The 24,443-nt window shown below is 54.9% G+C and carries 21 protein-coding genes; 14 read left to right on the top strand and 7 right to left on the bottom strand.

What is annotated here, in order from left to right; genetic code table 11:
• Positions 1-194: 194 nt before the first annotated feature.
• Both lsrR and lsrK read left to right on the top strand, forming a co-directional pair.
• Entirely contained in the window at positions 195-1,163 is a 969-nt protein-coding gene (gene lsrR / locus E2L00_RS09190) for a transcriptional regulator LsrR (RefSeq protein WP_167610197.1), read from the top strand.
• 30 nt (positions 1,164-1,193) lie between these two features.
• Positions 1,194-2,786 carry an autoinducer-2 kinase gene (lsrK, locus tag E2L00_RS09185; protein ID WP_167610194.1) on the top strand — a complete coding sequence of 531 codons (1,593 nt, stop codon included), beginning with the start codon at positions 1,194-1,196 and terminating at the stop codon, positions 2,784-2,786.
• Between the two features lie 182 nt (positions 2,787-2,968).
• Here lsrK and lptG read toward each other — a convergent pair whose 3' ends face one another.
• Entirely contained in the window at positions 2,969-4,048 is a 1,080-nt protein-coding gene (gene lptG / locus E2L00_RS09180; RefSeq protein ID WP_167610191.1) for an LPS export ABC transporter permease LptG, read from the bottom strand.
• Positions 4,049-5,149, bottom strand: coding sequence for an LPS export ABC transporter permease LptF (gene lptF / locus E2L00_RS09175; RefSeq protein ID WP_167610188.1), 1,101 nt, complete (start codon positions 5,147-5,149; stop codon positions 4,049-4,051).
• Between the two features lie 277 nt (positions 5,150-5,426).
• Between lptF and pepA the strand changes: the two genes are divergently transcribed.
• From pepA to E2L00_RS09155, 4 genes are all read left to right on the top strand, one after another.
• On the top strand, positions 5,427-6,938 hold the full coding sequence (gene pepA / locus E2L00_RS09170; RefSeq protein ID WP_167610186.1) for a leucyl aminopeptidase: 1,512 nt from the start codon (positions 5,427-5,429) through the stop codon (positions 6,936-6,938).
• A gap of 123 nt (positions 6,939-7,061) precedes the next feature.
• Complete coding sequence (locus E2L00_RS09165; RefSeq protein ID WP_167610183.1) at positions 7,062-7,520, top strand: DNA polymerase III subunit chi; 459 nt, start codon at positions 7,062-7,064, stop codon at positions 7,518-7,520.
• 6 nt (positions 7,521-7,526) lie between these two features.
• Positions 7,527-10,382, top strand: a complete 2,856-nt coding sequence (locus tag E2L00_RS09160; protein ID WP_167610180.1) for a valine--tRNA ligase — start codon at positions 7,527-7,529, stop codon at positions 10,380-10,382.
• Between the two features lie 130 nt (positions 10,383-10,512).
• On the top strand, positions 10,513-11,019 hold the full coding sequence (locus E2L00_RS09155; RefSeq protein WP_167610176.1) for a GNAT family N-acetyltransferase: 507 nt from the start codon (positions 10,513-10,515) through the stop codon (positions 11,017-11,019).
• Positions 11,020-11,060: 41 nt separating this feature from the next.
• On the opposite strand, the gene E2L00_RS09150 is transcribed toward E2L00_RS09155, so the two are convergent.
• The 3 genes from E2L00_RS09150 to rraB are packed head-to-tail and all read right to left on the bottom strand — an operon-like array spanning position 11,061 to position 13,146.
• Positions 11,061-11,885 carry a topoisomerase II gene (locus tag E2L00_RS09150; protein WP_167610172.1) on the bottom strand — a complete coding sequence of 275 codons (825 nt, stop codon included), beginning with the start codon at positions 11,883-11,885 and terminating at the stop codon, positions 11,061-11,063.
• 12 nt (positions 11,886-11,897) lie between these two features.
• Positions 11,898-12,662: a tRNA isopentenyl-2-thiomethyl-A-37 hydroxylase MiaE gene (gene miaE / locus E2L00_RS09145; protein WP_167610169.1), complete on the bottom strand. Its 765-nt coding sequence runs from the start codon at positions 12,660-12,662 to the stop codon at positions 11,898-11,900.
• 58 nt (positions 12,663-12,720) lie between these two features.
• Positions 12,721-13,146, bottom strand: coding sequence for a ribonuclease E inhibitor RraB (gene rraB / locus E2L00_RS09140; RefSeq protein ID WP_167610166.1), 426 nt, complete (start codon positions 13,144-13,146; stop codon positions 12,721-12,723).
• A gap of 99 nt (positions 13,147-13,245) precedes the next feature.
• Between rraB and argL the strand changes: the two genes are divergently transcribed.
• Both argL and argF read left to right on the top strand, forming a co-directional pair.
• A complete protein-coding gene (gene argL, locus E2L00_RS21945; RefSeq protein ID WP_420808845.1) occupies positions 13,246-13,314 on the top strand; it encodes a putative translational regulatory protein ArgL in 69 nt (22 codons plus the stop codon).
• Entirely contained in the window at positions 13,311-14,315 is a 1,005-nt protein-coding gene (argF, locus tag E2L00_RS09135) for an ornithine carbamoyltransferase (protein ID WP_167610163.1), read from the top strand. Before argL ends, argF begins: the two co-directional genes overlap by 4 nt.
• 185 nt (positions 14,316-14,500) lie before the next feature.
• Here the strand turns inward: argF and E2L00_RS09130 are convergent, their stop codons facing one another.
• Entirely contained in the window at positions 14,501-14,953 is a 453-nt protein-coding gene (locus E2L00_RS09130; RefSeq protein ID WP_167610160.1) for a NanQ anomerase/TabA/YiaL family protein, read from the bottom strand.
• A gap of 358 nt (positions 14,954-15,311) precedes the next feature.
• Between E2L00_RS09130 and pyrB the strand changes: the two genes are divergently transcribed.
• From pyrB to ridA, 3 genes are all read left to right on the top strand, one after another.
• Entirely contained in the window at positions 15,312-16,244 is a 933-nt protein-coding gene (gene pyrB / locus E2L00_RS09125) for an aspartate carbamoyltransferase (protein WP_167610156.1), read from the top strand.
• Between the two features lie 16 nt (positions 16,245-16,260).
• On the top strand, positions 16,261-16,722 hold the full coding sequence (gene pyrI, locus E2L00_RS09120) for an aspartate carbamoyltransferase regulatory subunit (RefSeq protein ID WP_167610154.1): 462 nt from the start codon (positions 16,261-16,263) through the stop codon (positions 16,720-16,722).
• A gap of 140 nt (positions 16,723-16,862) precedes the next feature.
• On the top strand, positions 16,863-17,252 hold the full coding sequence (gene ridA / locus E2L00_RS09115; protein WP_167610152.1) for a 2-iminobutanoate/2-iminopropanoate deaminase: 390 nt from the start codon (positions 16,863-16,865) through the stop codon (positions 17,250-17,252).
• Between the two features lie 69 nt (positions 17,253-17,321).
• On the opposite strand, the gene E2L00_RS09110 is transcribed toward ridA, so the two are convergent.
• Complete coding sequence (locus E2L00_RS09110; RefSeq protein WP_167610150.1) at positions 17,322-19,712, bottom strand: beta-N-acetylhexosaminidase; 2,391 nt, start codon at positions 19,710-19,712, stop codon at positions 17,322-17,324.
• A gap of 296 nt (positions 19,713-20,008) precedes the next feature.
• Between E2L00_RS09110 and treR the strand changes: the two genes are divergently transcribed.
• The 3 genes from treR to treC all read left to right on the top strand — a co-directional run bounded on the left by treR (position 20,009) and on the right by treC (position 24,225).
• Entirely contained in the window at positions 20,009-20,956 is a 948-nt protein-coding gene (treR, locus tag E2L00_RS09105) for a trehalose operon repressor TreR (protein WP_167610148.1), read from the top strand.
• 119 nt (positions 20,957-21,075) lie between these two features.
• The gene (treB, locus tag E2L00_RS09100; protein WP_167610145.1) at positions 21,076-22,494 is read left to right on the top strand and encodes a PTS trehalose transporter subunit IIBC; all 1,419 of its coding nucleotides are present in this window, start codon (positions 21,076-21,078) and stop codon (positions 22,492-22,494) included.
• Between the two features lie 72 nt (positions 22,495-22,566).
• Positions 22,567-24,225: an alpha,alpha-phosphotrehalase gene (treC, locus tag E2L00_RS09095; protein WP_167610142.1), complete on the top strand. Its 1,659-nt coding sequence runs from the start codon at positions 22,567-22,569 to the stop codon at positions 24,223-24,225.
• The last annotated feature ends 218 nt before the right edge of the window (positions 24,226-24,443 follow it).

The raw sequence follows: 24,443 nt of genomic DNA, 5'->3' as shown, positions 1-24,443 counted from the left end.
AAAAGAGAAATCGCATTAATAATGTTCAAAAGCGTAGACGCCGATATATGTTTACAACCGGGCAGAGATCACAAAATATTTAAATAGATCGGCTAAACCCTGTGCATTACAAAATGATCTTTTTGCCGCACGCTTCACATTTTCTCACCCGGCATCTTCGAACATATGATCTAAATTTGAATAAGAGTTCACCTATGAGCGACAAACGAGCTGAAGAAGGACGCCAGGCCAGCCTGCCCATGGCGGAAGAGGAACTGCTGGCGCGGGTAGCCTGGTCTTACTACCACGACGGATTAACGCAGAACGATATCGGTGAACGGCTCGGCCTGCCGCGCCTGAAGATTTCTCGGCTGCTGGAAAAGGGCCGTCAGTCAGGCGTGATACGCGTACAAATTAACTCGCGTTACGAGGGCTGTCTTGCCCTGGAAACGGCGTTGCAGCAGCGGTTCAGTCTCAACATTGCCCGCGTGCTGCCTGCGCAGAGCACGCCTTTGATGAGCACGCGTTTAGGCATCGGCGCTGCGCAATCGCTGATGGGCGTGCTGGAACCTGGACAGCTGCTGGCCGTAGGTTTCGGCGAAACCACCATGAGCTGTTTGCAGCATTTGAGCGGGTTTATCGGCTCGCAGCAGATTCGCCTGGTGACGCTTTCCGGCGGCGTTGGGCCGTATATGACAGGTATCGGGCAGCTTGATGCGGCCTGTAGCGTCAGCATGATCCCGGCCCCGCTGCGCGTTTCTTCTCCGCAGGTGGCGGAAATTTTACGCATGGAGTCAAGCGTGCGGGATGTGATCCTCGCGGCAATGGCCGCGGACGTGGCGGTCGTCGGCATTGGCGCGGTTAACCAAAAGCGCGATGCCACTATTCTGCGCTCGGGTTATATCAGCGAAGGGGAACAACTGATGTACGCCCGCAAAGGGGCGGTGGGCGATATCCTCGGTTATTTCCTGCAAGCGGATGGCGAACTGGTGGAAGGTCTGGAAATCCACCGCGAGTTACTGGGCGTGACGCTTGATGACCTCTCGCAACTGCCGACGATTGTCGGCGTGGCGGGCGGGTACGATAAAGCGGACGCCATTTATGCCGCGCTCCTTGGTCGCCGTATCAATGGCCTGGTGACGGAAGAAGAGACCGCGCGGGCGGTATTAGCTCTGGCTGATTAACCCCGCGCAAAACAATTGCGGGGTCAACCGATGAGTTATCTGTTAGCGCTGGACGCCGGAACGGGCAGTATCCGCGCCGTTATCTTCGACATTTCAGGCCACCAAATCGCCGTCGGCCAGGCCGAATGGAAGCACCTGAGCGTGGCCGACGTGCCCGGCTCAATGGAGTTTGACCTCGCGAATAACTGGCAGCTTGCCTGTCAATGCATCCGTGAAGCGCTGCAAAAAGCGCATCTTCCCCCCGGTGCGATTAGCGCTATTTCCTGCTGCTCGATGCGCGAGGGCATCGTGCTTTATGACCGTAATGGCGATCCGATTTGGGCGTGTGCCAACGTGGACGCCCGCGCCAGCCGTGAAGTTAGCGAGCTAAAAGAGATTCATGATTTCCAGTTTGAATCCGAGGTGTACCACGTTTCCGGGCAGACGCTGGCGTTAAGCGCCATGCCGCGCCTGCTATGGCTTGCGCACCACCGTCCGGATATTTATCGCGAGGCGGCGACCATCACGATGATCGGCGACTGGCTGGCGGCGAAGCTTAGCGGCGAGCTGGCGGTCGATCCCTCCAACGCGGGCACAACGGGCATGCTTGATTTGGCAACCCGCGACTGGCGGCCTGCGCTGCTGGATATGGCCGGGCTGCGGGCGGATATCCTCTCGCCGGTCAAGGAAACCGGTACGGTGCTCGGCGGCGTCACGCAGGAGGCCGCACAGCAAAGCGGGTTACTCGCAGGAACGCCAGTGGTGATGGGCGGCGGCGATGTGCAGCTGGGTTGCCTGGGGCTTGGCGTGGTGCGGGCCGGGCAAACGGCGGTGCTGGGCGGCACCTTCTGGCAGCAGGTGGTGAATCTTCCGGCCATTAAGACCGATCCGGAGATGAATATCCGCATTAACCCGCACGTCATCGGCAATATGGTGCAGGCGGAATCCATCAGCTTCTTTACCGGCCTGACGATGCGCTGGTTCCGGGATGCCTTCTGCGCCGAAGAAAAACTGCTGGCCGAAAGGCTTGGCGTCGACGCTTATGCCCTGCTTGAAGATATGGCGGCGCGGGTGCCGGCGGGCTCCCACGGCGTGATGCCAATCTTCTCCGACGCGATGCATTTCAAGCAGTGGTATCACGCCGCGCCGTCGTTTATTAACCTCTCCATCGACCCGGAGATTTGTAATAAAGCGACGCTGTTCCGCGCGCTGGAGGAAAACGCAGCGATCGTCTCGGCGTGTAATCTTGAACAGATCTCCGGCTTCTCCGGCGTGGAATTTGAATCTTTGGTCTTTGCAGGCGGTGGTTCGAAAGGCGCGCTGTGGAGCCAGATTTTAAGCGACGTGACCGGCTTGCCGGTGCGCGTGCCGGTGGTTAAAGAGTCCACGGCGCTGGGCTGCGCAATTGCCGCAGGCGTAGGCGCCGGGCTGTTTAACAATATGGCTGATACCGGCGAAAGGCTGGTTAAATGGCAGCGCGAATTCACACCTAATCAGCAGCATCGCGAACTGTATGACGAGATGAAAAGCAAATGGATGAAGGTGTATGCGGATCAGCTTACGCTTGTGGACAGCGGGCTGACGACTTCGATGTGGCAGGCGCCAGGGCTAATTAAACAACCCTCATCCCGGCCCTCTCCCTGAGAGAGAGGGAGAAATCTGGGCGGCGCCCATCCTGGGAGAGAGAGAAAACTTAGCGAATATTTCTCCTGAAGGAGTGAGGGAAAACCGGCGGCTCGACGTACCCTTATCCTGAAAAAAGCATCCTCGCGCGTTCCCTCTCCCTGCCAGGGAGAGGGTTAAGGCAAGGGTAAAAATATCGAAAATTACCCCGAACGCTTCAACATCAGCCAGAGGCTAATCAGGAAGAAGCTGGCGCTTGGTAATAGCGCGCCAAGGATCGGCGGAATGTTATACACCAGGCTCAGCGGCCCGAAGATTTGGTCAAGCACATAGAATACAAAGCCAAAGCTGATGCCGGTGACCACGCGCACGCCCATCGGTACGCTACGCAGCGGCCCAAAGATGAACGACAGCGCCATTAACATCATTACCGCCACCGACAGCGGGGCAAATATTTTGCTCCACATATTGAGCTGATAACGCCCTGCATCCTGGCCGCTCGACTTCAGGTACTTCACGTAGTTACGCAGGCCGCTTATCGACAGCGCGTCCGGATCCAGCGCCACCACGCCAAGCTTGTCCGGCGTGAGGTTGGTTTTCCACTCGCCGCTGACCGTCTGGGAACCGGTGATTTGTTTCGGGTTGGTCAGGTTCGATTCATCCACCTGGGAGAGCCGCCACACCTTGTGCTCCGCGTCGTATTGTGCAGAAGCGGCATAGCGCACGGATTGCAGGCGGCGCTCTTTGTTAAAGGAGTAAATGCTGATTCCAGCGATTTGGCTGTTGTCCTTTACGCGATTAATGTAGACAAAGTTTTGCCCATCTTTGGCCCACAGGCCATTCTGAGTCGAAAGCAATGACCCGCCGAGTATCTGCTGTGCGCGATAGTTACGCGCCATCTGCTCGCCCTGCGGAGCAACCCATTCGCCGATTGCCATCGTCAGCAATACCAACGGAATCGCCGTTTTCATCACCGACAAAGCAATTTGTAAACGCGTAAAGCCGGAGGCCTGCATCACCACCAGTTCGCTACGCTGAGCGAGCATCCCCAGCCCCAGCAGCGCACCTAACAGCGCCGCCATCGGGAAGAAGATCTGGATATCCTTCGGCACGCTAAGAATGGTGTAGAGCCCGGCGCCCAACGCGGTGTAATCGCCCTGCCCGGCTTTTTTTAGCTGATCGACAAACTTGATAATTCCCGACAGCGACACCAGCATGAACAGCGTCATCATGATGGTGTTAAAGATAGTTTTACCGATATAACGGTCGAGTACGCCAAACATTTATGCCGCTCCTTTTTTGCCGAAGCGCGCGCGTATCTGGCGCATCGTGACCGTATCCCAGACGTTCAGCACCAATGCGATGCCAAAGTAGATAATGTTCACCAGCCACATCCAAATCATCGGATCGATTTTGCCCTTCGCCGCATTCGACTTAAGGGACGTCTGCAGCAGGAAGAAGACCAGATAGAGCAGCATCGCCGGAAGCATGGACAGCACGCGGCCCTGGCGCGGGTTTACCACGCTAAGCGGCACAACCATCAGCGCCATAATAAAGACGGTGAGCACCAGCGTGATTCGCCAGTGCAGCTCGGCCCGGGCGTTCGGCTTGTCGTTTTGCCACAGCGTTCGCATGTCCATCTGGCTGGCATCGTCCGGGTCCAGCGCCACCGCCTGGTGCCCGATAATGGCCACGTAATCCTGGAAGTCCGTAATACGGAAATCGCGCAGCAGCGCCGTGCCTTCAAAACGCGTCCCGGTATTGAGCGTAACCACCTGGGAGCCATCGGCACGTTGGGACAGATGCCCGGAATCAGCTACGACGACCGACGGGCGAGCGTTGCCCTTAGAACGCAGCTGCGCGAGGAACACATCTTTAAAGTTGGCGCCTGCGACGCTTTCAATAAACAGCACTGAATTACCGTCGGTGGCCTGCTGGAATTGCCCCTGCGCCAGTGCCGCCATACCGGGGTTCGCTTTGGCTTCCGCCAGCACTTCATCCTGATGGCGCGAAGACCACGGGCCAAGCCACATTACGTTAACCATCGCCACCACGCCGGTGAAGAGTGCGAGGATCATCGCGGCTTTGATCAACACTGCTTTACTCAGACCGCAGGCATGCATTACCGTGATTTCGCTTTCGGTATATAACCGGCCAAGCGTCATCAAAAGCCCTAAAAACAGGCTTAAAGGCAGAATAAGCTGCGCCATTTCCGGCACGCCCAGCCCTAAAAGAGAAAGAACGAGGTTTGTTGGAATATCGCCATCAACCGCCGCACCAAGGATCCTGACCAGCTTCTGACAAAAGAAGATCAGAAGGAGGATGAAGAGGATCGCAAGCTGGCTTTTGAACGTCTCCCGAACCAGATATCTTATGATAATCACATTAAGTACGCCTGTGAAAACGAGTCTTTTTGCAGGAAAATCGCTTGTTTCATCGCTTATACGTCATTTATTCTCTTGAGTCGTCGAAAACATCGCTAAGATTAAACTTACCCGGCGAAGTGATGCCACAGGGTGATTTAACTGACGTTGCCGAAACCGTAAAAATACATTCGTTAAGATTAACACGAAGTCATCGCAACAGCGGATATGAGTTACGAAAGCTTGCAATTCTAGCTGTAGCCACCGCCGTTGTCTTTAAGATTCAGGAGCGTAGTGCATGGAGTTCAGTGTAAAAAGCGGTAGCCCCGAGAAACAGCGTAGTGCCTGCATCGTTGTGGGAGTTTTTGAACCGCGTCGCCTGTCCCCGGTCGCCGAACAACTCGATAAAATCAGCGATGGCTACATCAGCGCGCTTTTGCGCCGTGGTGAGCTTGAGGGAAAACCAGGTCAGACTTTATTGCTTCACCACGTTCCGAATGTGCTTTCTGAGCGTATTCTGCTGATTGGGTGCGGGAAAGAGCGCGAACTGGACGAACGTCAGTATAAGCAGGTTATTCAGAAAACTATTAATACCCTGAACGACACCGGTTCGATGGAAGCCGTCTGTTTTCTGACCGAACTGCACGTTAAGGGCCGTAATACTTACTGGAAGGTCCGCCAGGCGGTAGAAACTGCAAAAGAGTCGCTTTACAGCTTTGACCAACTGAAAACCAACAAAAGCGAGCCACGCCGCCCGCTGCGGAAAATGGTTTTTAATGTACCGACTCGTCGTGAACTGACCAGCGGCGAACGTGCGATTCAGCACGGTCTGGCTATCGCCGCCGGTATCAAAGCGGCAAAAGATCTTGGCAATATGCCGCCGAATATCTGTAATGCGGCCTATCTGGCTTCTCAGGCTCGTCAACTGGCCGATTCTTACAGCAAAAACGTCGTCACCCGCGTTATTGGCGAACAGCAGATGAAAGAGCTGGGCATGCACTCCTACCTTGCGGTGGGCGACGGCTCCCGCAACGAATCGCTGATGTCCGTTATTGAATACAAAGGTAACGACACGCCGGACGCGCGCCCGATTGTGCTGGTTGGTAAAGGCCTGACGTTTGACTCCGGCGGCATCTCCATCAAGCCTGCCGAAGGCATGGATGAAATGAAGTACGATATGTGCGGCGCAGCGTCCGTATATGGCGTAATGCGTATGGTTGCAGAGCTGAACCTGCCGATTAACGTTATCGGCGTGCTGGCCGGGTGTGAAAACATGCCGGGTGGGCGAGCATATCGTCCGGGCGACGTATTGACCACCATGTCCGGGCAAACCGTTGAAGTGTTGAATACCGATGCGGAAGGCCGTCTGGTGCTGTGTGACGTGCTGACCTACGTGGAACGCTTTGAGCCGGAAGTGGTTATCGATGTGGCAACGCTGACCGGCGCGTGCGTGATAGCCCTGGGCCATCACATCACCGGCCTGCTGTCTAATCACAATCCGCTGGCGCATGAGCTGATTAGCGCGTCTGAGCAAGCGGGCGACCGCGCATGGCGTCTGCCGATCGGCGACGAGTATCAGGATCAGCTGGAATCCAATTTTGCCGATATGGCGAATATTGGCGGCCGTCCTGGCGGCGCGATTACCGCCGCCTGCTTCCTGTCCCGCTTTACCCGTAAGTATAACTGGGCGCACCTGGATATCGCAGGAACGGCCTGGCGCTCAGGCAAAGCAAAAGGTGCTACCGGTCGTCCGGTTGCGCTGCTGTCGCAATTCCTGTTGAATCGTTCAGGTTTTAACGGCGAAGAGTAACAGAGACTTATTAGCTCTGGATCTATGTCGGGCAAATAAGCCCGCGCCATTCGCCATCGTCGGTGGATGGCGCGTCGTTTATTCACCCTACAACTGCCAATGACTCAATAAAATGCGAGCAAAATGAAAAACGCGACGTTCTACCTGCTCGACAACGACACGCCATCCGGCGAACTGAGTGCCGTTGAAGCGTTGGTGTGTGAGCTTGCAGCAGAAACTTTTCGGGCAGGCAAGCGCCTGCTCATCGCCTGTGTTGATGAACAACAGGCCATCCGCCTGGATGAAGCGCTCTGGCAGCGCGATGCCCACGCGTTTGTGCCGCACAATCTCGCCGGAGAAGGGCCGCGCTATGGCGCGCCGGTTGAACTTGCCTGGCCTGCGCGTCGCGGTAGCTCGCCGCGCGATGTGCTGATAAGCCTGTTGCCGCAGTTCGCAGATTTTGCCACCGCTTTCCATGAAGTGATAGACTTCGTACCTTACGAAGACACGCAAAAACAACTGGCCCGCGAGCGCTATAAGGCGTATCGCGTTGCTGGTTTCCACTTGACTACGGCGACTCATGCCGCGCCGGGAACGACATAGCAGACAATGGAAAAGACATATAACCCGCAAGATATCGAACAGCCGCTTTACGAGCACTGGGAACAGCAGGGCTACTTTAAGCCAAATGGCGACACCAGCCAGCAAAGCTTCTGCATCATGATCCCACCGCCGAACGTCACCGGCAGCTTGCATATGGGTCACGCCTTCCAGCAGACGATCATGGACACCATGATTCGCTACCAGCGTATGCAGGGTAAAAACACGCTGTGGCAGGCGGGGACCGACCACGCCGGCATCGCGACCCAGATGGTCGTCGAGCGCAAAATTGCCGCCGAAGAAGGAAAAACGCGCCACGATTACGGCCGTGACGCCTTTATCGACAAAATCTGGCAGTGGAAGGCGGAGTCCGGTGGCACCATTACCCGTCAGATGCGTCGTCTTGGCAACTCGGTAGACTGGGAGCGCGAGCGCTTCACCATGGATGAAGGCCTGTCCAACGCGGTGAAAGAAGTGTTCGTGCGCCTGTACAAAGAAGATCTAATTTATCGCGGCAAACGCCTGGTAAACTGGGACCCAAAACTGCGTACCGCTATTTCCGATCTGGAAGTAGAAAACCGCGAGTCCAAAGGTTCCATGTGGCACCTGCGTTATCCGCTGGCTGACGGCGCAAAAACCGCCGACGGCAAAGATTACCTGATTGTCGCTACCACGCGCCCGGAAACCGTGCTGGGTGATACCGGCGTGGCCGTAAACCCGGAAGATCCGCGCTATAAAGATTTGATCGGTAAGTTCGTGGTGCTGCCGCTGGTTAACCGCCGCATTCCAGTCGTGGGCGATGAACATGCCGACATGGAAAAAGGCACCGGCTGCGTGAAAATCACTCCGGCACACGACTTTAACGATTACGAAGTCGGTCGTCGTCACGCGCTGCCTATGATCAATATCCTGACCTTTGACGGCGATATCCGTGAATCGGCAGAAGTGTTTGATACCAACGGCGAAGAATCCACCGTCTACAGCAGCGACATTCCGGCGGAATTCCAGAAGCTGGAACGTTTTGCCGCGCGTAAAGCCGTCGTCGCTAAGTTCGACGAAATGGGCCTGCTTGACGAAATCAAACCACACGATCTGACCGTTCCTTACGGCGACCGTGGCGGCGTGGTTATCGAACCGATGCTGACCGACCAGTGGTACGTGCGCACGGCGCCGCTGGCAAAAGTCGCGGTAGAAGCCGTTGAACAGGGCGAGATCCAGTTCGTGCCTAAGCAGTACGAAAACATGTACTTCTCCTGGATGCGCGATATTCAGGACTGGTGTATCTCCCGTCAGCTCTGGTGGGGCCACCGCATTCCGGCCTGGTACGACGCCGAAGGCAATGTATACGTTGGCCGTAACGAAGCGGAAGTTCGCGCTGAAAACAACCTGGACGCCGGGGTTGCGCTTAACCAGGACGAAGACGTGCTGGATACCTGGTTCTCCTCCGGCCTGTGGACGTTCTCCACTTTAGGCTGGCCTGAGAACACCGAAGCGTTGCGCACCTTCCACCCGACCAGCGTGATGGTCAGCGGCTTCGACATCATCTTCTTCTGGATTGCGCGCATGATCATGCTGACCATGCACTTCATCAAGGATGAAGACGGCAAGCCGCAGGTTCCGTTTAAAACCGTCTATATGACCGGGCTTATCCGCGATGACGAAGGGCAAAAAATGTCCAAGTCCAAGGGTAACGTTATCGATCCGCTGGATATGGTTGACGGTATTTCTCTTGAGGATCTGCTTGAAAAGCGCACCGGCAACATGATGCAGCCGCAGCTGGCGGAGAAAATCCGCAAGCGCACCGAGAAGCAGTTCCCGAACGGCATCGAGCCGCACGGCACCGATGCGCTGCGCTTTACGCTGGCGGCTCTCGCGTCCACCGGTCGTGATATCAACTGGGACATGAAGCGCCTGGAAGGTTACCGTAACTTCTGTAACAAGCTGTGGAACGCCAGCCGCTTTGTGCTGATGAACACCGAAGAGCAGGACTGCGGCTTTAACGGTGGTGAGCTGGTGCTGTCGCTGGCGGACAGGTGGATTCTGGCCGAGTTTAACCGCACCGTGAAGGCGTACCGTGAAGCGCTGGACAGCTATCGCTTTGATATCGCTGCCAACATCCTGTACGAATTCACCTGGAATCAGTTCTGTGACTGGTATCTGGAGCTGACCAAACCGGTAATGAACAGCGGAACTGAGGCGGAACTGCGCGGCACGCGTAATACGCTGATTAACGTGCTGGAAGGTTTGCTGCGCCTTGCGCACCCAATCATTCCATTCATCACCGAAACCATCTGGCAGCGCGTGAAAGTCTTCAAAGGCATCACCGCAGATACCATCATGCTACAGCCGTTCCCGGCGTATAACAGCGCTCAGGACGATGAAGCCGCGTTTGCGGACACCGAGTGGCTGAAAGATGTGATCACCGCGGTACGTAATATTCGTGCCGAAATGAACATCGCGCCGAGTAAACGTCTGGAAGTGCTGCTGCGTAACGTAAGCGCCGAAGCGGAGCGCCGCGTAAATGCGAACCGTCCTTTCCTGCAAAACCTGGCGCGTCTGGAAAGCATTACCCTGCTTACCGGCGACGATAAAGGTCCGGTTTCCGTGACCAAAATTATCGACGGCGCAGAGCTGCTGATTCCAATGGCGGGCCTGGTTGATAAAGCCGCTGAGATCGATCGTCTGGCAAAAGAAGTGGCTAAAGTCGAAATCGAAATCGGTAAAATCGCAGGCAAGCTTTCCAACGAAGGCTTTGTGGCACGTGCGCCGGCAGAGGTTGTGGCGAAAGAACGTGAACGTCTGGCTGGTTTCGCCGATGCGAAGGCGAAGCTGATTGAACAGCAGGCGGTTATCGCTGCGCTGTAATCGAGCCGCTGCTCCTGACAAGCCGGGAATACTCCCGGCTTTTTTATGAATGCTTGAAAGATCCTCGCTTGCACCCTTTTCCATGGAGTGCTATTAACTCGCCCTATGTCCCCAAAGAATCATGAGTCAAATGATGAACATTGCTGCTCCGGTTGATCTTGCCCTGCGCAGGATTTCCGCCCATGACAATCCTGCGATCGCCTGCGTGATCCGCGAAGTATCCGCTGAATACGGCTTAACCGCCGATAAAGGCTATACCGTGGCGGATCCTAATCTGGATGAGCTTTATCAGCTCTACAGCAAACCTGGTCACGCTTATTGGATTGTTGAGCTGGAAGGTAAAGTCGTTGGCGGCGGCGGCGTGGCGCCTTTGTCCTGTAGCGAACCCGATATCTGCGAACTGCAGAAGATGTATTTCCTGCCGGTGGTGCGCGGAAAAGGTCTGGCGAAGCGTCTGGCGCTCCAGGCAATGGACTTTGCCCGCGAGCAGGGGTTTACACGTTGCTACCTGGAGACAACCGCTTTTCTGACCGAAGCCATCGCGCTGTATGAGCGCCTGGGCTTCGAGCACATTTCAGAGCCTCTCGGCTGTACCGGGCATGTGGACTGCGAAGTCAGGATGCTGAAAGCGCTTTAATACGCTGGCGGATAAGCGCAACGCTATCCGCCTGATATAACCTATTGAGTCGCCACCGACAGACGAATAATTGCAGCGGCTTTCTGCGGCGGCAACAGCATGACATTTCGCCATAAATCCTGCACCAGATTGCACGCCACGGCTTCTTTGCCCACGGCTTTGTGCGGATCTGCCATCAGCTGCATATCCTGTCCGTATTGTTTAACCAGTTGCTGAACAATCGGCTGGATATCGCGCCGGGCCTGCTCACGCTCTTCGGTAGTCACGGTATGTTTGTCCGCGCTAAAAGCCGAGCGCAGCATTTCTGTATCGACTTCTATACGACGTAAAGTTACTTCTCGCGGAATAATACGCGCCGCATTAACGCCGCCCTTCACCGCCGGGAACAGGAAACGGAAGCATTCGTCATCACTGGCTTTTTGCACCATTGCGGTTTGTTGCATATTGATTTGCATATAGGCCACTACGTTTGCATCGGATGCATGCTGCAACTGCTTCGCCTGGAACTCAAGGATCTGCGGCTGAACGGCATCGATGACCTCCTGCTCCGTTTTCCCTTCTTGATACAGCGTTAGCGCCCGCTGGCGAACAGACGCAAAGAGCGCGGGCTGGTGTTCTTTCATCACCTGATAAACCGGCATCTTATCGAAAGCTTCATCAAGCTGACCGATTTGCGTCTGTATCGCGTTCTTACTGTCGCGCGGAATGAGATAGTTAACATCAATTATATTCCACGCCACGATGGCAACAGCCGCGATAACCAATGCGGCCACTTTGCCGATCCAACCTTTTTTACGGGCAACGCCCACCACGGCGGCAATCACCGCGCCGATATAGCCTGCAAGAATTACGTGAGTCCAGTTCATTAATTATCCTTCTTAAATAGCGTTGGGTACCCCGCTGTGAAAACGGAATTCTTCATCGGGCCCTGAAATTAACGCCGCTTCTACTTCACCAAAAAAGCGCACCCGGTCGCTGATATCCCCGCCCGCGATAAGTTCTGCCAGCGCTAAATAGTCCTGATAGTGGCGCGCTTCTGAGCGCAGCAGCGATAAATAAAACTTCTGCAGTTCGCAATCCAGATGCGGAGCTAAAGCAGCAAACCGCTCGCATGAGCGGGCCTCGATATAAGCGCCGCAGATAAGCTTGTCGACGAGCGTTACCGGTTCATGGGTCCGCACTTCGCTCAGCATGCCTTTGGCATAGCGGCTGGCGGTAATTTTCACATAGGGGATGTTACGGGCAATCATTAGCTCGCGCACCTGCCAGAAATGATGCAGCTCTTCTTTGATAAGCAAAACCATGCTGTCGATCAGCGCCTGTCCCCAGACCGTGCGCGTTTTTGGCATCACGCTTTTGCTCAGGCCTTTATGCAGCGCGATAAAGTCCGGCTCAGCGCCCTCGCGGAAAGCAAAATCTTCATAGGGTCTTAGCCAGGCCAGCAACGCCTGAGCGCTGGACTTATCGGCGACGTATTTACGGATCAGCAGCATGGCCGTTTGTGCCGCTTTGAGTTCGCAAACCATATGATCGGTGAGCAACAAAGGCAGATATTCCGGCGCGCGGGCTTTGACAATCCACGCCTCGGGCGTCGGGCAGTGCAGAAAATTCAGGACCGGGGAAAGCAGTTCGGGGTAATTCATGATTGAGTATTCGCGGCTGACAGAAATGCAGCGGCGGGGAGCCGCTGCACGGGAAGGATCAGTGACGCACGCCGTCGTCGTCTTCGTCCACGTAATCTTCTTCTTCGTCGTCTTCGCCTTCTTCGCCGTTCGGATCTTCGTAGTAGGTGCCCCAGCCGTCGTATTCCACGCCAAATTTCTCGGCGAGGTTCAGCAGCTGTTCAACCTGCTCGTCCAGCAGTTCCGCTTTCAGGGCGCATTCGCTCAGCACGTCGCAGCAGATGACGGTATCACCCTCTTCCACCTCAAGCTCTTCCGGGTCGGTGACTTCATAACCCATTTTGAAGGCTTCAACCGCTGCTTTTTCCAGGGTTTCGAAGTCGTCTGCAGAAAGGTGATGTTCGATGGTGTACAGCGCATCCGGATCGCTGCCATCTTCCAGTAATTCTTCAATAATCAAACGCGTTTCTTCGCGTTGCTCTTCCAGCAGTTCTGGATTTGCCATGGCCCTTTCCTCAATGTGTCGGCAGATACTTCTATTTTCACACACGCATCGGTTTGCCTCCACCTTTCCCGCGAAAGATTTGCGGCGCGGGGGTTGCAAATGAATATTCATACATATAAATTGAATTTTAATTCAATAAGTGGCATGAGCCATGTGAGGAAAAGATGAGTCACCTTTATCAAAAGCACTTTCTTAAATTACTGGATTTTACCCCTGCGCAGCTGCATGAATTATTAGCCCTTTCCGCAAAGCTCAAGGCCGATAAGAAAAAAGACATGGAAACTCAGCTACTTGCCGGTAAAAACATCGCGCTCATCTTCGAAAAAGACTCAACCCGTACAAGATGCTCTTTCGAAGTTGCCGCTTATGACCAGGGCGCTCGCGTCACGTATCTCGGCCCAAGCGGTAGCCAGATTGGGCATAAAGAATCAATTAAGGATACCGCCCGCGTGCTGGGCAGAATGTACGACGGCATTCAGTATCGCGGTTACGGCCAGCAAATTGTCGAAACCCTGGCTGAATTTGCCGGTGTGCCGGTATGGAACGGTCTGACTAATGAATTCCATCCCACGCAGTTGCTGGCCGATTTGCTGACCATGCAGGAACATCTGCCCGGCAAAGCATTAAACGAGATGACGCTGGTCTATACCGGCGATGCCCGTAACAACATGGGTAACTCCATGCTGGAAGCCGCCGCGCTGGCCGGGCTGGATCTCCGCCTTGTCGCGCCAAAAGCCTGCTGGCCGGATGAAAAACTGGTAGCCGAATGCCAGTCGCTGGCTGCACAAACCGGCGGCAAAATCACCCTGACCGAAGATGTTGCTGTCGGCGTGAAAGGCGCGGACTTTATTTATACCGACGTGTGGGTATCTATGGGCGAGGCCAAAGAAAAATGGGCTGAACGCATCGCGCTGCTGCGCGCTTATCAGGTGAACAGCGCCATGCTGAAGCTTACGGGTAATCCGCAGGTCAAATTCCTGCATTGTCTACCGGCTTTCCACGATGACCAGACGACGCTCGGCAAACAGATGGCGGAACAGTATGGCTTGCAGGGCGGAATGGAAGTCACGGATGAGGTGTTTGAATCGCCATGCAGCGCGGTATTCGATCAGGCGGAAAACCGCATGCACACCATTAAGGCGGTAATGGTAGCGACGCTGGTTAAATAATGCTTCTCACTCCGGCCCTCTCCCCACAGGGGCGAGGGAGAAATAAGTCTCTCAGGCTGGTTCCTGCTCAGAAGAAATAAGTATCTCAGGCTGGCTCCTGTCCCTCCGGGACGAGGATGAAACAAGCGTTTCCGGTCAGTTCCCTCTCCTTTTGAGGAAAGGGCCAGGATGAGGGTAATGCCGGCTTACCCAACCAGCATTTTCACAACTACCTTGCGCACGGTTTCCGGTTTACCCACTGCGCACAGCGGCTTATGCACCTCGCCTGGATAGAACACCACAAAATCCCCTTCGCTTAACACAACCGTTTTTTCCTGCTCGCCTTCCGGCAGGAACGCGATGTCCTTATCTTCCAGCCAGTCGGTATCGGGTTTGCCGGCAGGCAGGCTGCTGAACGTCATGCCCTCCTGTCCGCGCATCACGATTTGAATATCCAGGTAGCGCCGATGGAACTCGGCCTTACGTTCGTCGACGGGCCGCGTAGCGTCTTCAGAGACCAGCATAAACAGCCGGTTTCCGTCGATATCATGCTTGCCGACCGGCGTTTGCGCAGTAATGTGCTGTTTGACGTGTTCAATCGCCTGGCGCAGCTCTTCTGGCAGCCAGCTTTGCAAAGAATAGATGTTGCCGATAATCATGATGCTCAATCTCATTTTGAAACAATGTTTTATTAATGCCTTTTATACGAAACTTCGCTTTTCATCGCCACGGCTTTTTCACCGAAACCTGTGCTAACGCATATTTATCGCCAAAGAAGGTTCAACCTCGCCTGATTGCATAGCTGTGGAAATTTACCGCTTGAAGTGTGCATACACGCGAGTATAATGCGCCACAATTTGCCGGGAGGAAGCATGGTTCAGTGTGTTGAAAAAACTGCCACACTTCGTCGTCTGAAAGACGACGCGCCTCGTTTTTCTTTCCGTTGCTGCAATCAATTCCAAAGGCCCCTCGTTGAGGGGCCTTTTTTTGCCCGACGCCCGAGAACAGGAGATAAACATGGCTAACCCGCTATATCAAAAACATATCATTTCCATAAACGATCTCAGCCGTGAAGAGCTTGAACTGGTGCTGTCTACCGCGGCAAAACTGAAAGCGAACCCGCAGCCCGAGCTGTTAAAGCACAAAGTTATCGCCAGCTGTTTCTTTGAGGCTTCTACGCGCACCCGTCTCTCGTTCGAAACGTCCATTCACCGCCTGGGCGCATCCGTTGTAGGCTTCTCCGATAGCAGCAACACCTCGCTTGGCAAAAAAGGCGAAACGCTGGCGGATACCATTTCCGTTATCAGCACCTACGTCGACGCCATTGTGATGCGTCACCCGCAGGAAGGTGCGGCTCGTCTGGCGACTGAATTTTCCGGCAGCGTGCCGATTTTGAACGCGGGCGACGGTGCGAACCAGCATCCAACCCAAACGCTGCTCGACCTGTTTACTATCCAGGAAACGCAGGGGCGCCTGGAAAACCTGCATATCGCGATGGTTGGCGATCTGAAGTACGGCCGCACCGTGCATTCCCTGGCGCAGGCGCTGGCGAAATTCAGCGGCAACCGTTTCTACTTTATCGCGCCGAATGCATTAGCCATGCCGAAGTACATTCTCGATATGCTGGATGAGAAAGGGATTGAGTGGAGCTGCCACGAAGCCATCGACGACGTGGTGACCGGGCTGGATATTCTGTACATGACCCGCGTGCAGAAAGAGCGCCTCGACCCGTCTGAATACGCCAACGTAAAAGCCCAGTTTGTGCTGCGTGCGGCAGACCTGGCAGGCGCCCGCGAAAATATGAAAGTCCTGCACCCGCTGCCGCGCGTGGATGAAATCACCACCGATGTGGATAAAACGCCTCACGCCTGGTATTTCCAGCAGGCAGGCAACGGCATTTTTGCTCGCCAGGCGCTGCTGGCGCTGGTGTTGAATCGCGAACTGGCTTAAGTGAGAGGAAAAAGAGATGACGCACGATAACAAATTACAGGTTGAAGCCATTAAGCGCGGCACGGTTATCGACCATATCCCGGCGCAGGTAGGCTTTAAGCTGCTGACGCTGTTTCAGCTGACCGAAACCGAGCAACGTATCACCATCGGCCTGAACCTGCCCTCCCGCGAGCAGGGCCGCAAGGACCTGATTAAAATTGAGAACACTTTCCTCACCGACGAGCAGGTAAACCAGCTGGCGCTGTACGCGCCGCACGCCACCGTTAACCGTATCGACGAATATGAAGTGGTCGGCAAAAGCCGTCCTGCTTTGCCTGAACGCATCGAAAAAGTGCTGGTTTGTCCGAACAGCAACTGCATCAGCCGCAGCGAGCCGGTTTACTCCTCATTCGCGGTGAAAAAGCGCGGCGAAAATATTAGCCTGAAGTGTAAGTATTGCGAGAAGGAATTCGCTCACCATGTGGTGCTGGCGGATTAACCATTGCCGCCTAAGCTCTCGTCCCTATAATGGGCTGGAGCTGTTTTATTTGTAGGCTGGATAAGCGTCTGCGTCATCCACCGCTCAAATAGTGGCGGGTGACGCGCAGCTTATCCGCCGAAATTAGATAAGGAATGAAAATGTCTTCTCGTACCATCAGCACTGAAAACGCACCAGCAGCCATCGGTCCATACGTTCAGGGCGTTGACCTGGGCAGCATGATTATCACTTCCGGTCAGATCCCGGTCGACCCGAAAACCGGCACCGTGCCGGATGACGTAGCCGCTCAGGCGCGTCAGTCTCTTGAAAACGTGCAGGCTATCGTTGAAGCAGCGGGCCTGAAGGTTGGCGATATCGTGAAAACCACGGTTTTCGTAAAAGACCTCAATGACTTCGCCACGGTAAACGCCACCTATGAAGCCTTCTTCACCGAGCACAAAGCAACGTTCCCGGCGCGTTCCTGTGTGGAAGTGGCTCGTCTGCCGAAAGATGTGAAAATTGAAATTGAAGCGATTGCTATTCGTCGCTAATCTTTTACGCAGAAGATGAAACAAGAAAGGCCGCTGATGCGGCCTTTCTTGTTGCAGAGCGGCTTTCAATTACTTAATACTCGCCCGCAATAATTTCTGTAGCGGATAAACAGCAGCAATAACCACTTCATCCTGGGTTTGCGCCGCCTCATCGAACTGTTTCTGAATATCCGCCAGCTCACCGCCGCTTAGCGTACCCTGCCTGGCCACCAAATCGGTTAAACGCAGCCCTATTCCCGCCAGCTTATCAACGCCTTCCGCCACCGGTTTTAGCGCTTTGAGTTGATAATTGCCGTCGATCAGCGCCAGCACATCAGGCGTATTGCTCTGCCAGCGCGCAAAGATATGGCGCAGGGATTCCGCACTGCTGTTGTCTTCCGGATCGGCAATAAGCTTATCCACCCAGCTGTCGACGGAGCGCACCTGGCTACTTTCCGCGCCTAACGCATCCGCAAAGCGATTCAGCGGTTCGAAGTAGTGATAATTTCCGGCCTGAAACTTCAGATGCTGGCGCGTGTAATACTGCGCGGGTTCTACGGCCTGAGCGAGGATCTGCAGCGGCATAATGTCCGTCGTACCGGCAAGACGCGTCATCTGCTGTGCGGCAGCGGTATGCTGGCGCAGGCCAACGGAGACGGTCGTCCAGGCATCAATCGCCTGTAAGCGCTGATACATATTATCGATGTCTTTCACCTCTTCCGTAGACCACAGGCGCTCCGCCACGGCGAACGCGCGCGGCCAGAGTTTGATATCAATCAGCCCGGAGGAAACGTTTTCCGCCCACAGCGCGACTTCGCCACCCAGGATATTCTTCATCTGTTCCGGCGTCGGCACCACAGGCCGCACGCCGTCCGGCACGTTATCCAGCTTTTGCCCGGTTGCCGGGTAGCGTACATTGCCCACCAGGAAATAACCGCTCAGCTTGTCACTTTCTACCGTGACCACCGGACGAGTCTCGCCCATCCAGGTATCCACCGTGAAGGTTACCTGACGATCGCTCAGCCATTCGATATCACGTACCGCACGACGGGATTTTCCTTTAAAGTCGATAAACCCTCGCCAGCCGCTTTTGTTATTCACCAGCGTAAAGCTGCCCTCAACGGGGCTGCCTTTCAGGCGCGGCATGGTAAAGAACCAGCTTTGCGCGCTATCAGCAGGAGTTATTTGATCGATCCCGTTTAACCCCTGCGGCAGGATCTCATTGCGATAGTGATAAGCCGTGGACTGAGGTTGATCGAGGTAAAAGCCCGTCGAGAGAATGCCTTTATAGCCATTCGCGGCCACCGCGCCCAACGCATCCTGTCCTTGCCAGGACTGGATCAGAATGCTTTTTGGCAGATCGGGATGGTAAATCTCATCCCAGCCCATCATCTGCCGATGGTGCTTTTCGAGGATTTTCTCCAGCCGTTGATTAAAGTAAGTTTGCAGCGCGTGGGTATCCGCAATATTGTGCTGTTGCATAAACGACTGAATCGAAGCGGATTCTTTCCAGTGGCTGTCGTCTACCTCATCGCCGCCAATATGTAGGTAGGCATCAGGGAAGATGGCCGTCAGTTCGCCGATCAGCGTATCGACAAATTTGTAGGCGGCTTCGTTAGTGGGGTTCAGCAATGGTTTCAACACGCCCCAGTGACGCTCCATCTGATACGGCCCAGGTGCGCTCATCAGTTCCGGATAGGCCACCGCAATGGCCGAAGCGTGGCCCGGCAGATCTATTTCCGGCACCACGCGAATGCCAAGTTTTGTCGCGTAACGCACCACTTCTTTCATCTGTGTCCGGGTATAAAACTGCCCGTCGCTGGCAAGCTGCTGCAGTTTTGGGTATTTCGTTGAGGCGAAGCGCCAGCCCTGATCGTCGGTCAGATGCCAGTGGAAAACGTTAAACTTGGCGCTCGACATACCGTCCAGTTGACGCAGGATGTCCGCAACCGGCACAAAGTGACGCGCCGAATCCAGCAGCATGCCGCGCCACGGAAAGCGCGGCGTGTCTTTAATCGCGACGAAAGGAATGGAAGTATTTTGCGGTCCGATCTGGATAAGCTGCAGCAACGTTTCCATGCCGCGCATCGCACCGAAACGCGTGTTGGCGGTTAGCCTGACCCCATCGGCGGTCACGCTTAGCTCATAGCTCTCATCGCTGCCGAGCCTGGGTAGCGGATCGACAGCTTTATTAATATGAATATCAATGGTTGGGCTGGAGGGACTGGCCTGCGCGGGTTGAAGCTGCCAGCCGGTTTGCTGCGCGATACGCGTGCGCCAGCTTTCTATGGCGCCTTCGAGCCTGTCGCCGCTGATTTTTATCGATACCGCATTATCCAGCACCAGGCTGCCTTCCGCCGCCGGGCGGCTGACCTGCTGCGGCCAGGGCATCAACGGCAGATCCCCTGCCGGGGCCGCGTTTGCCTGACAGGCCACGGCGATGCAGCCAGCTAATAAGCCAAAACGTATTGATTTAAACATGAATATTCCTTTCACATGACGGGCCAGAAAAGGCAAAAATACTCTGGTAACACGTGAAGAAAAATTCATCAAGAACGTGGCGCGATGCAGATCACATCCCGCCTGTTTTAAGATTACTGCCAGCCATAGCGGCGGATAGAAAAGTCTTTTACCGTCTGGCGCAACAAAGGTGCGGGTATAATACACTTGAGAAACTAACCCCCTTGTAAACCAGATTTTGCCCATTGCCGTTTGTTGGCCGGTACTACTTTAATGTATAAAACCCACGCAAATTATTTCAGGGAATAACAAGAACGATGCAAAACCGTCTTACCATCAAAGATATCGCGCGACTCAGCGGCGTGGGCAAGTCCACCGTCTCTCGTGTTCTGAACAATGAAAGCGGTGTCAGCGCGCGCACGCGTGAACGGGTGGAAGCGGTGATGCAGCAGGAAGATTTTTCTCCTTCCCGTTCGGCACGCGCGATGCGTGGGCAAAGCGATAAAGTGGTGGCGATTATCGTAACGCGTCTGGATTCGCTCTCCGAAAACCTGGCGGTGCAGACCATGCTGCCGGGCCTCTATGAGCAGGGCTACGATCCGATAATGATGGAAAGCCAGTTCGATCCGCAGCTGGTGGAAGTGCATCTGGGTATGCTTAAGCGCCGCAACGTTGACGGCGTAATTTTATTTGGCTTTACCGGCATTACCGAAAAAATGCTGCATCCCTGGCAGTCCACGATGGTGTTGATGGCGCGCGAAGCCAAAGGGTTCGCCTCCGTATGTTATGACGATGAAGGAGCCATAGAGATTCTTATGTCGGCGCTTTATGAGCAGGGGCATCGCCATATCAGTTTCCTTGGCGTTCCCCACAGCGATGTGACCACCGGTTTGCGCCGCCACGAGGCCTATCTCGCCTTCTGCAAAAAACACAGGCTAACCCCGAACGTGGCGCTACCGGGCCTGGCGATGAAACAGGGCTACGAGCATGTCGCTGAAGTGCTGCTGCCTGAAACCACGGCCCTGCTGTGCGCGACCGACACGCTCGCGCTGGGCGCCAGTAAATATCTTCAGGAACATCAACGCACCACGCTACAACTCGCCAGCGTCGGCAACACGCCGCTGATGAAATTCCTTCATCCGGAGATAATCACCGTCGATCCCGGTTATGCGCAAGCCGGTCGGCAGGCGGCTTTACAGCTTGTTGGCCAGATAACTCAGACCCTCAATATTCGCCAACTCGTTATCCCAGGCGCCCTTCAGTAACGTCCCGATCGCCGGTTTATTGTGATCGCCGCCCGATAACGGGAACGTTCCCATTTTCGCCGGGACGATTAATCGATACCCTTGCAGGCAGGTCATTACTCCTTATGCGGGACTATAAAATGAGTAAAGTAAAACAACAGGATATCGACAGGCTGATAGAGCTGGTAGGCGGGCGCGAGAACATCGCTACCGTCAGCCACTGTATTACCCGGCTGCGTTTTGTGCTGAACAATCCGGCGATTGCCAATCCGAAAGAGATCGAAAATTTGCCGATGGTAAAAGGCTGCTTTACCAACGCTGGGCAGTTCCAGGTGGTTATCGGCACCAATGTCGGCGATTACTATCAGGCGCTGATTTCCACCAGCGGCCACAGCAGCGCGAATAAAGAACAGGCGAAGCTTGCCGCGCGCCAGAACATGAAGTGGCACGAGCGTTTGATCTCGCATTTCGCGGAGATCTTCTTTCCGCTATTGCCCGCGCTGATTAGCGGTGGTCTGATTCTGGGCTTCCGCAACGTCATTGGCGATCTGCCAATGAGCAACGGCCAGACGCTGGCGCAGATGTACCCGTCGCTGCAAAGCATTTATAACTTCCTGTGGCTGCCTGGCGAAGCAATTTTCTTCTATCTGCCGGTAGGGATTTGCTGGTCCGCCGTGCGCAAAATGGGCGGAACGCCTATCCTTGGTATCGTGCTTGGCGTAACGCTTGTCTCGCCACAGCTAATGAACGCCTATGATTTAGGGACGAAAATTCCGCAAGTGTGGGACTTTGGCCTGTTTACCATCGCGAAGGTGGGCTATCAGGCACAGGTCATCCCGGCATTGCTGGCGGGCCTCGCTCTTGGCCTTATTGAGACGCGTCTGAAACGCATAGTGCCAGATTACCTCTATCTTGTAATAGTGCCCGTGTGTTCGCTGATTCTGGCGGTGTTTCTCGCCCACGCGTTTATCGGGCCGTTCGGGCGCTGGATTGGCGACGGCGTAGCCTTCGCGGTTCGCCATCTGATGACCGGCAGTTTTGCACCGGTTGGTGCGGCGCTCTTTGGCTTCCTGTATGCGCCGCTGGTGATAACCGGCGTTCATCAGACCACGCTCGCCATCGATATGCAGATGATTCAGAGCATGGGCGGCACGCCGGTCTGGCCGCTGATTGCGCTCTCTAACATCGCTCAGGCTTCGGCGGTTGTGGGCGTCATTATTTGCAGCCGTAAAAACAACGAGCGTGAAATTTCAGTCCCGGCGGCGATCTCGGCTTATCTGGGCGTCACCGAACCGGCGATGTACGGGATTAACCTGAAGTATCGCTTCCCGATGCTGTGCGCCATGATCGGCTCTGGTATCGCAGGCCTGCTGTGTGGTCTGAGCGGCGTGATGGCGAACGGTATCGGCGTAGGCGGCCTGCCCGGCATCCTGTCGATACAGCCGCGTTACTGGGAGGTTTACTCTATCGCTATGCTAATTGCAGTGGTCTTACCGATTGTGCTGACCACCGCGGTGTATAAACGTAAATTTGCTCAGGGCACCCTGCTACCGGTGTAGGACGCAGCCCCAGATAGTTTTAGTTTGATTTTACCGGGGCCAGCAATGGCCCCTTAGCTTCAGGAAAGCGCTATGAATACAACGCCTCCATGGTGGCAACATGGTGTCATCTACCAGATCTACCCGAAGAGTTTCCAGGATACGACCGGCAACGGAACCGGCGATTTAATCGGCGTCATCAAACGCCTCGACTACCTTAAATTGCTGGGCGTGGATGCTATCTGGCTGACACCGTTTTATGTCTCCCCACAGGTGGATAACGGTTATGACGTGGCCAATTACTGCGCCATTGACCATAACTACGGCACGCTGGATGATTTTGATCTGCTGGTCGCCGAAGCGCATGAGCGAGGGATCCGCATCATCCTTGATATGGTGTTCAACCATACCTCCACCCAACACGCCTGGTTTCATGAGTCGCTGAATCCTGCAAGTTCGTTTCGTGAGTTCTACATCTGGCGCGACGGTACGCCGGATATTTTACCCAATAACTGGCGTTCCAAATTTGGCGGTAACGCCTGGCGCTGGCATGCGGAAAGCGGCCAGTATTATCTGCACCTGTTCGCCCCTGAGCAGGCGGATCTCAACTGGGAGAATCCGCAGGTGCGCGCCGAGCTGAAAAAGGTTTGTGAGTTCTGGGCCGATCGCGGCGTGGACGGTTTGCGTCTGGATGTGATCAACCTGATTTCTAAAGATCAGGACTTCCCGAACGATATCGAAGGAGGAGACGGCCGCCGTTTTTACACCGACGGGCCGCGCATTCATGAGTATTTGCAGGAGTTCAGCCGCGATGTGTTTGTCCCACGCGGCCTGATGACGGTGGGCGAAATGTCCTCCACTACGCTCGACAACTGCCAGCAATACGCCGCGCTGGACGGCAAAGAGCTGTCGATGACGTTTAACTTCCACCATCTCAAAGTGGATTATCCCGGCGGGCACAAATGGGCGCTGGCGGAGCCGGATTTTGTGGCGCTGAAGGCTATCTTCAACCACTGGCAGCAAGGGATGCACAACGTGGCCTGGAACGCGCTGTTCTGGTGTAACCACGATCAGCCGCGCATCGTTTCCCGTTTCGGCGACGAAGGCGAGCTGCGGGTGCCGGCGGCGAAAATGCTGGCGATGGTGCTTCACGGCATGCAGGGCACGCCGTATATCTACCAGGGCGAAGAGTTAGGCATGACGAATCCCCACTTCACCCGCATCATCGACTATCGGGATGTAGAAAGTCACAATATGTATGCCGAACTACGTGCTCAGGGCCGCGACAGCGATAACCTGCTGGCAATCCTCGCGAGTAAATCCCGCGATAACAGCCGCACGCCGATGCAGTGGGATAACGGAGAAAACGCAGGCTTTACCAAAGGTACGCCGTGGATAGGCCTGTGCGATAACTATCAAACCATTAACGCCAGCGCGGCGGTGGACGAGCCTGATTCCGTATTTTACGCCTACCAGAAACTGATTAAGCTGCGCAAAGCACAGCCGGTCTTTATTTGGGGCAATTATCAGGATCTGCTGCCGGAGCATCCGTATCTGTGGTGTTACCGCCGCGAATGGCAGGGCCAGACGCTGGTAGTGGCAACCAACCTCAGCCGCAATAATCAGTGGTGGATGCCGGAAGCTTTCGAAGGCGACTGGCAAGTATTGATGAGCAACTACGACGGGGCGGCAGGCAAACCCGGGCAGATCAGCTTGCGGCCTTATGAGGCCGTTTACTGGTTGCAAAATTAAACAGCGCACGCCCTCGCCCGTCTGATTATCTCCCTCTTATGAGGGAGAATTCACTTCGCTAACCCCCATCCTTCCTGCAACGGCCGGTTTACTTTGACCTGTATCAATAAAATCGCAAACATCTTTGGTGCAAGCACTATATATAGACTTTAAAATGCACCCAACCCCCATATCTTGTATTTATCGACTATTCTGGAAACAAACGCCTCAGCATAAAT

The sequence above is a fragment of the Cedecea colo genome, assembly GCF_011808225.1.
GTDB classification, from domain to species: domain Bacteria; phylum Pseudomonadota; class Gammaproteobacteria; order Enterobacterales; family Enterobacteriaceae; genus Dryocola; species Dryocola colo.
The sequence above is the reverse complement of the archived record's forward strand: the minus strand, read 5'-3'. Positions and strand labels throughout refer to the sequence as shown.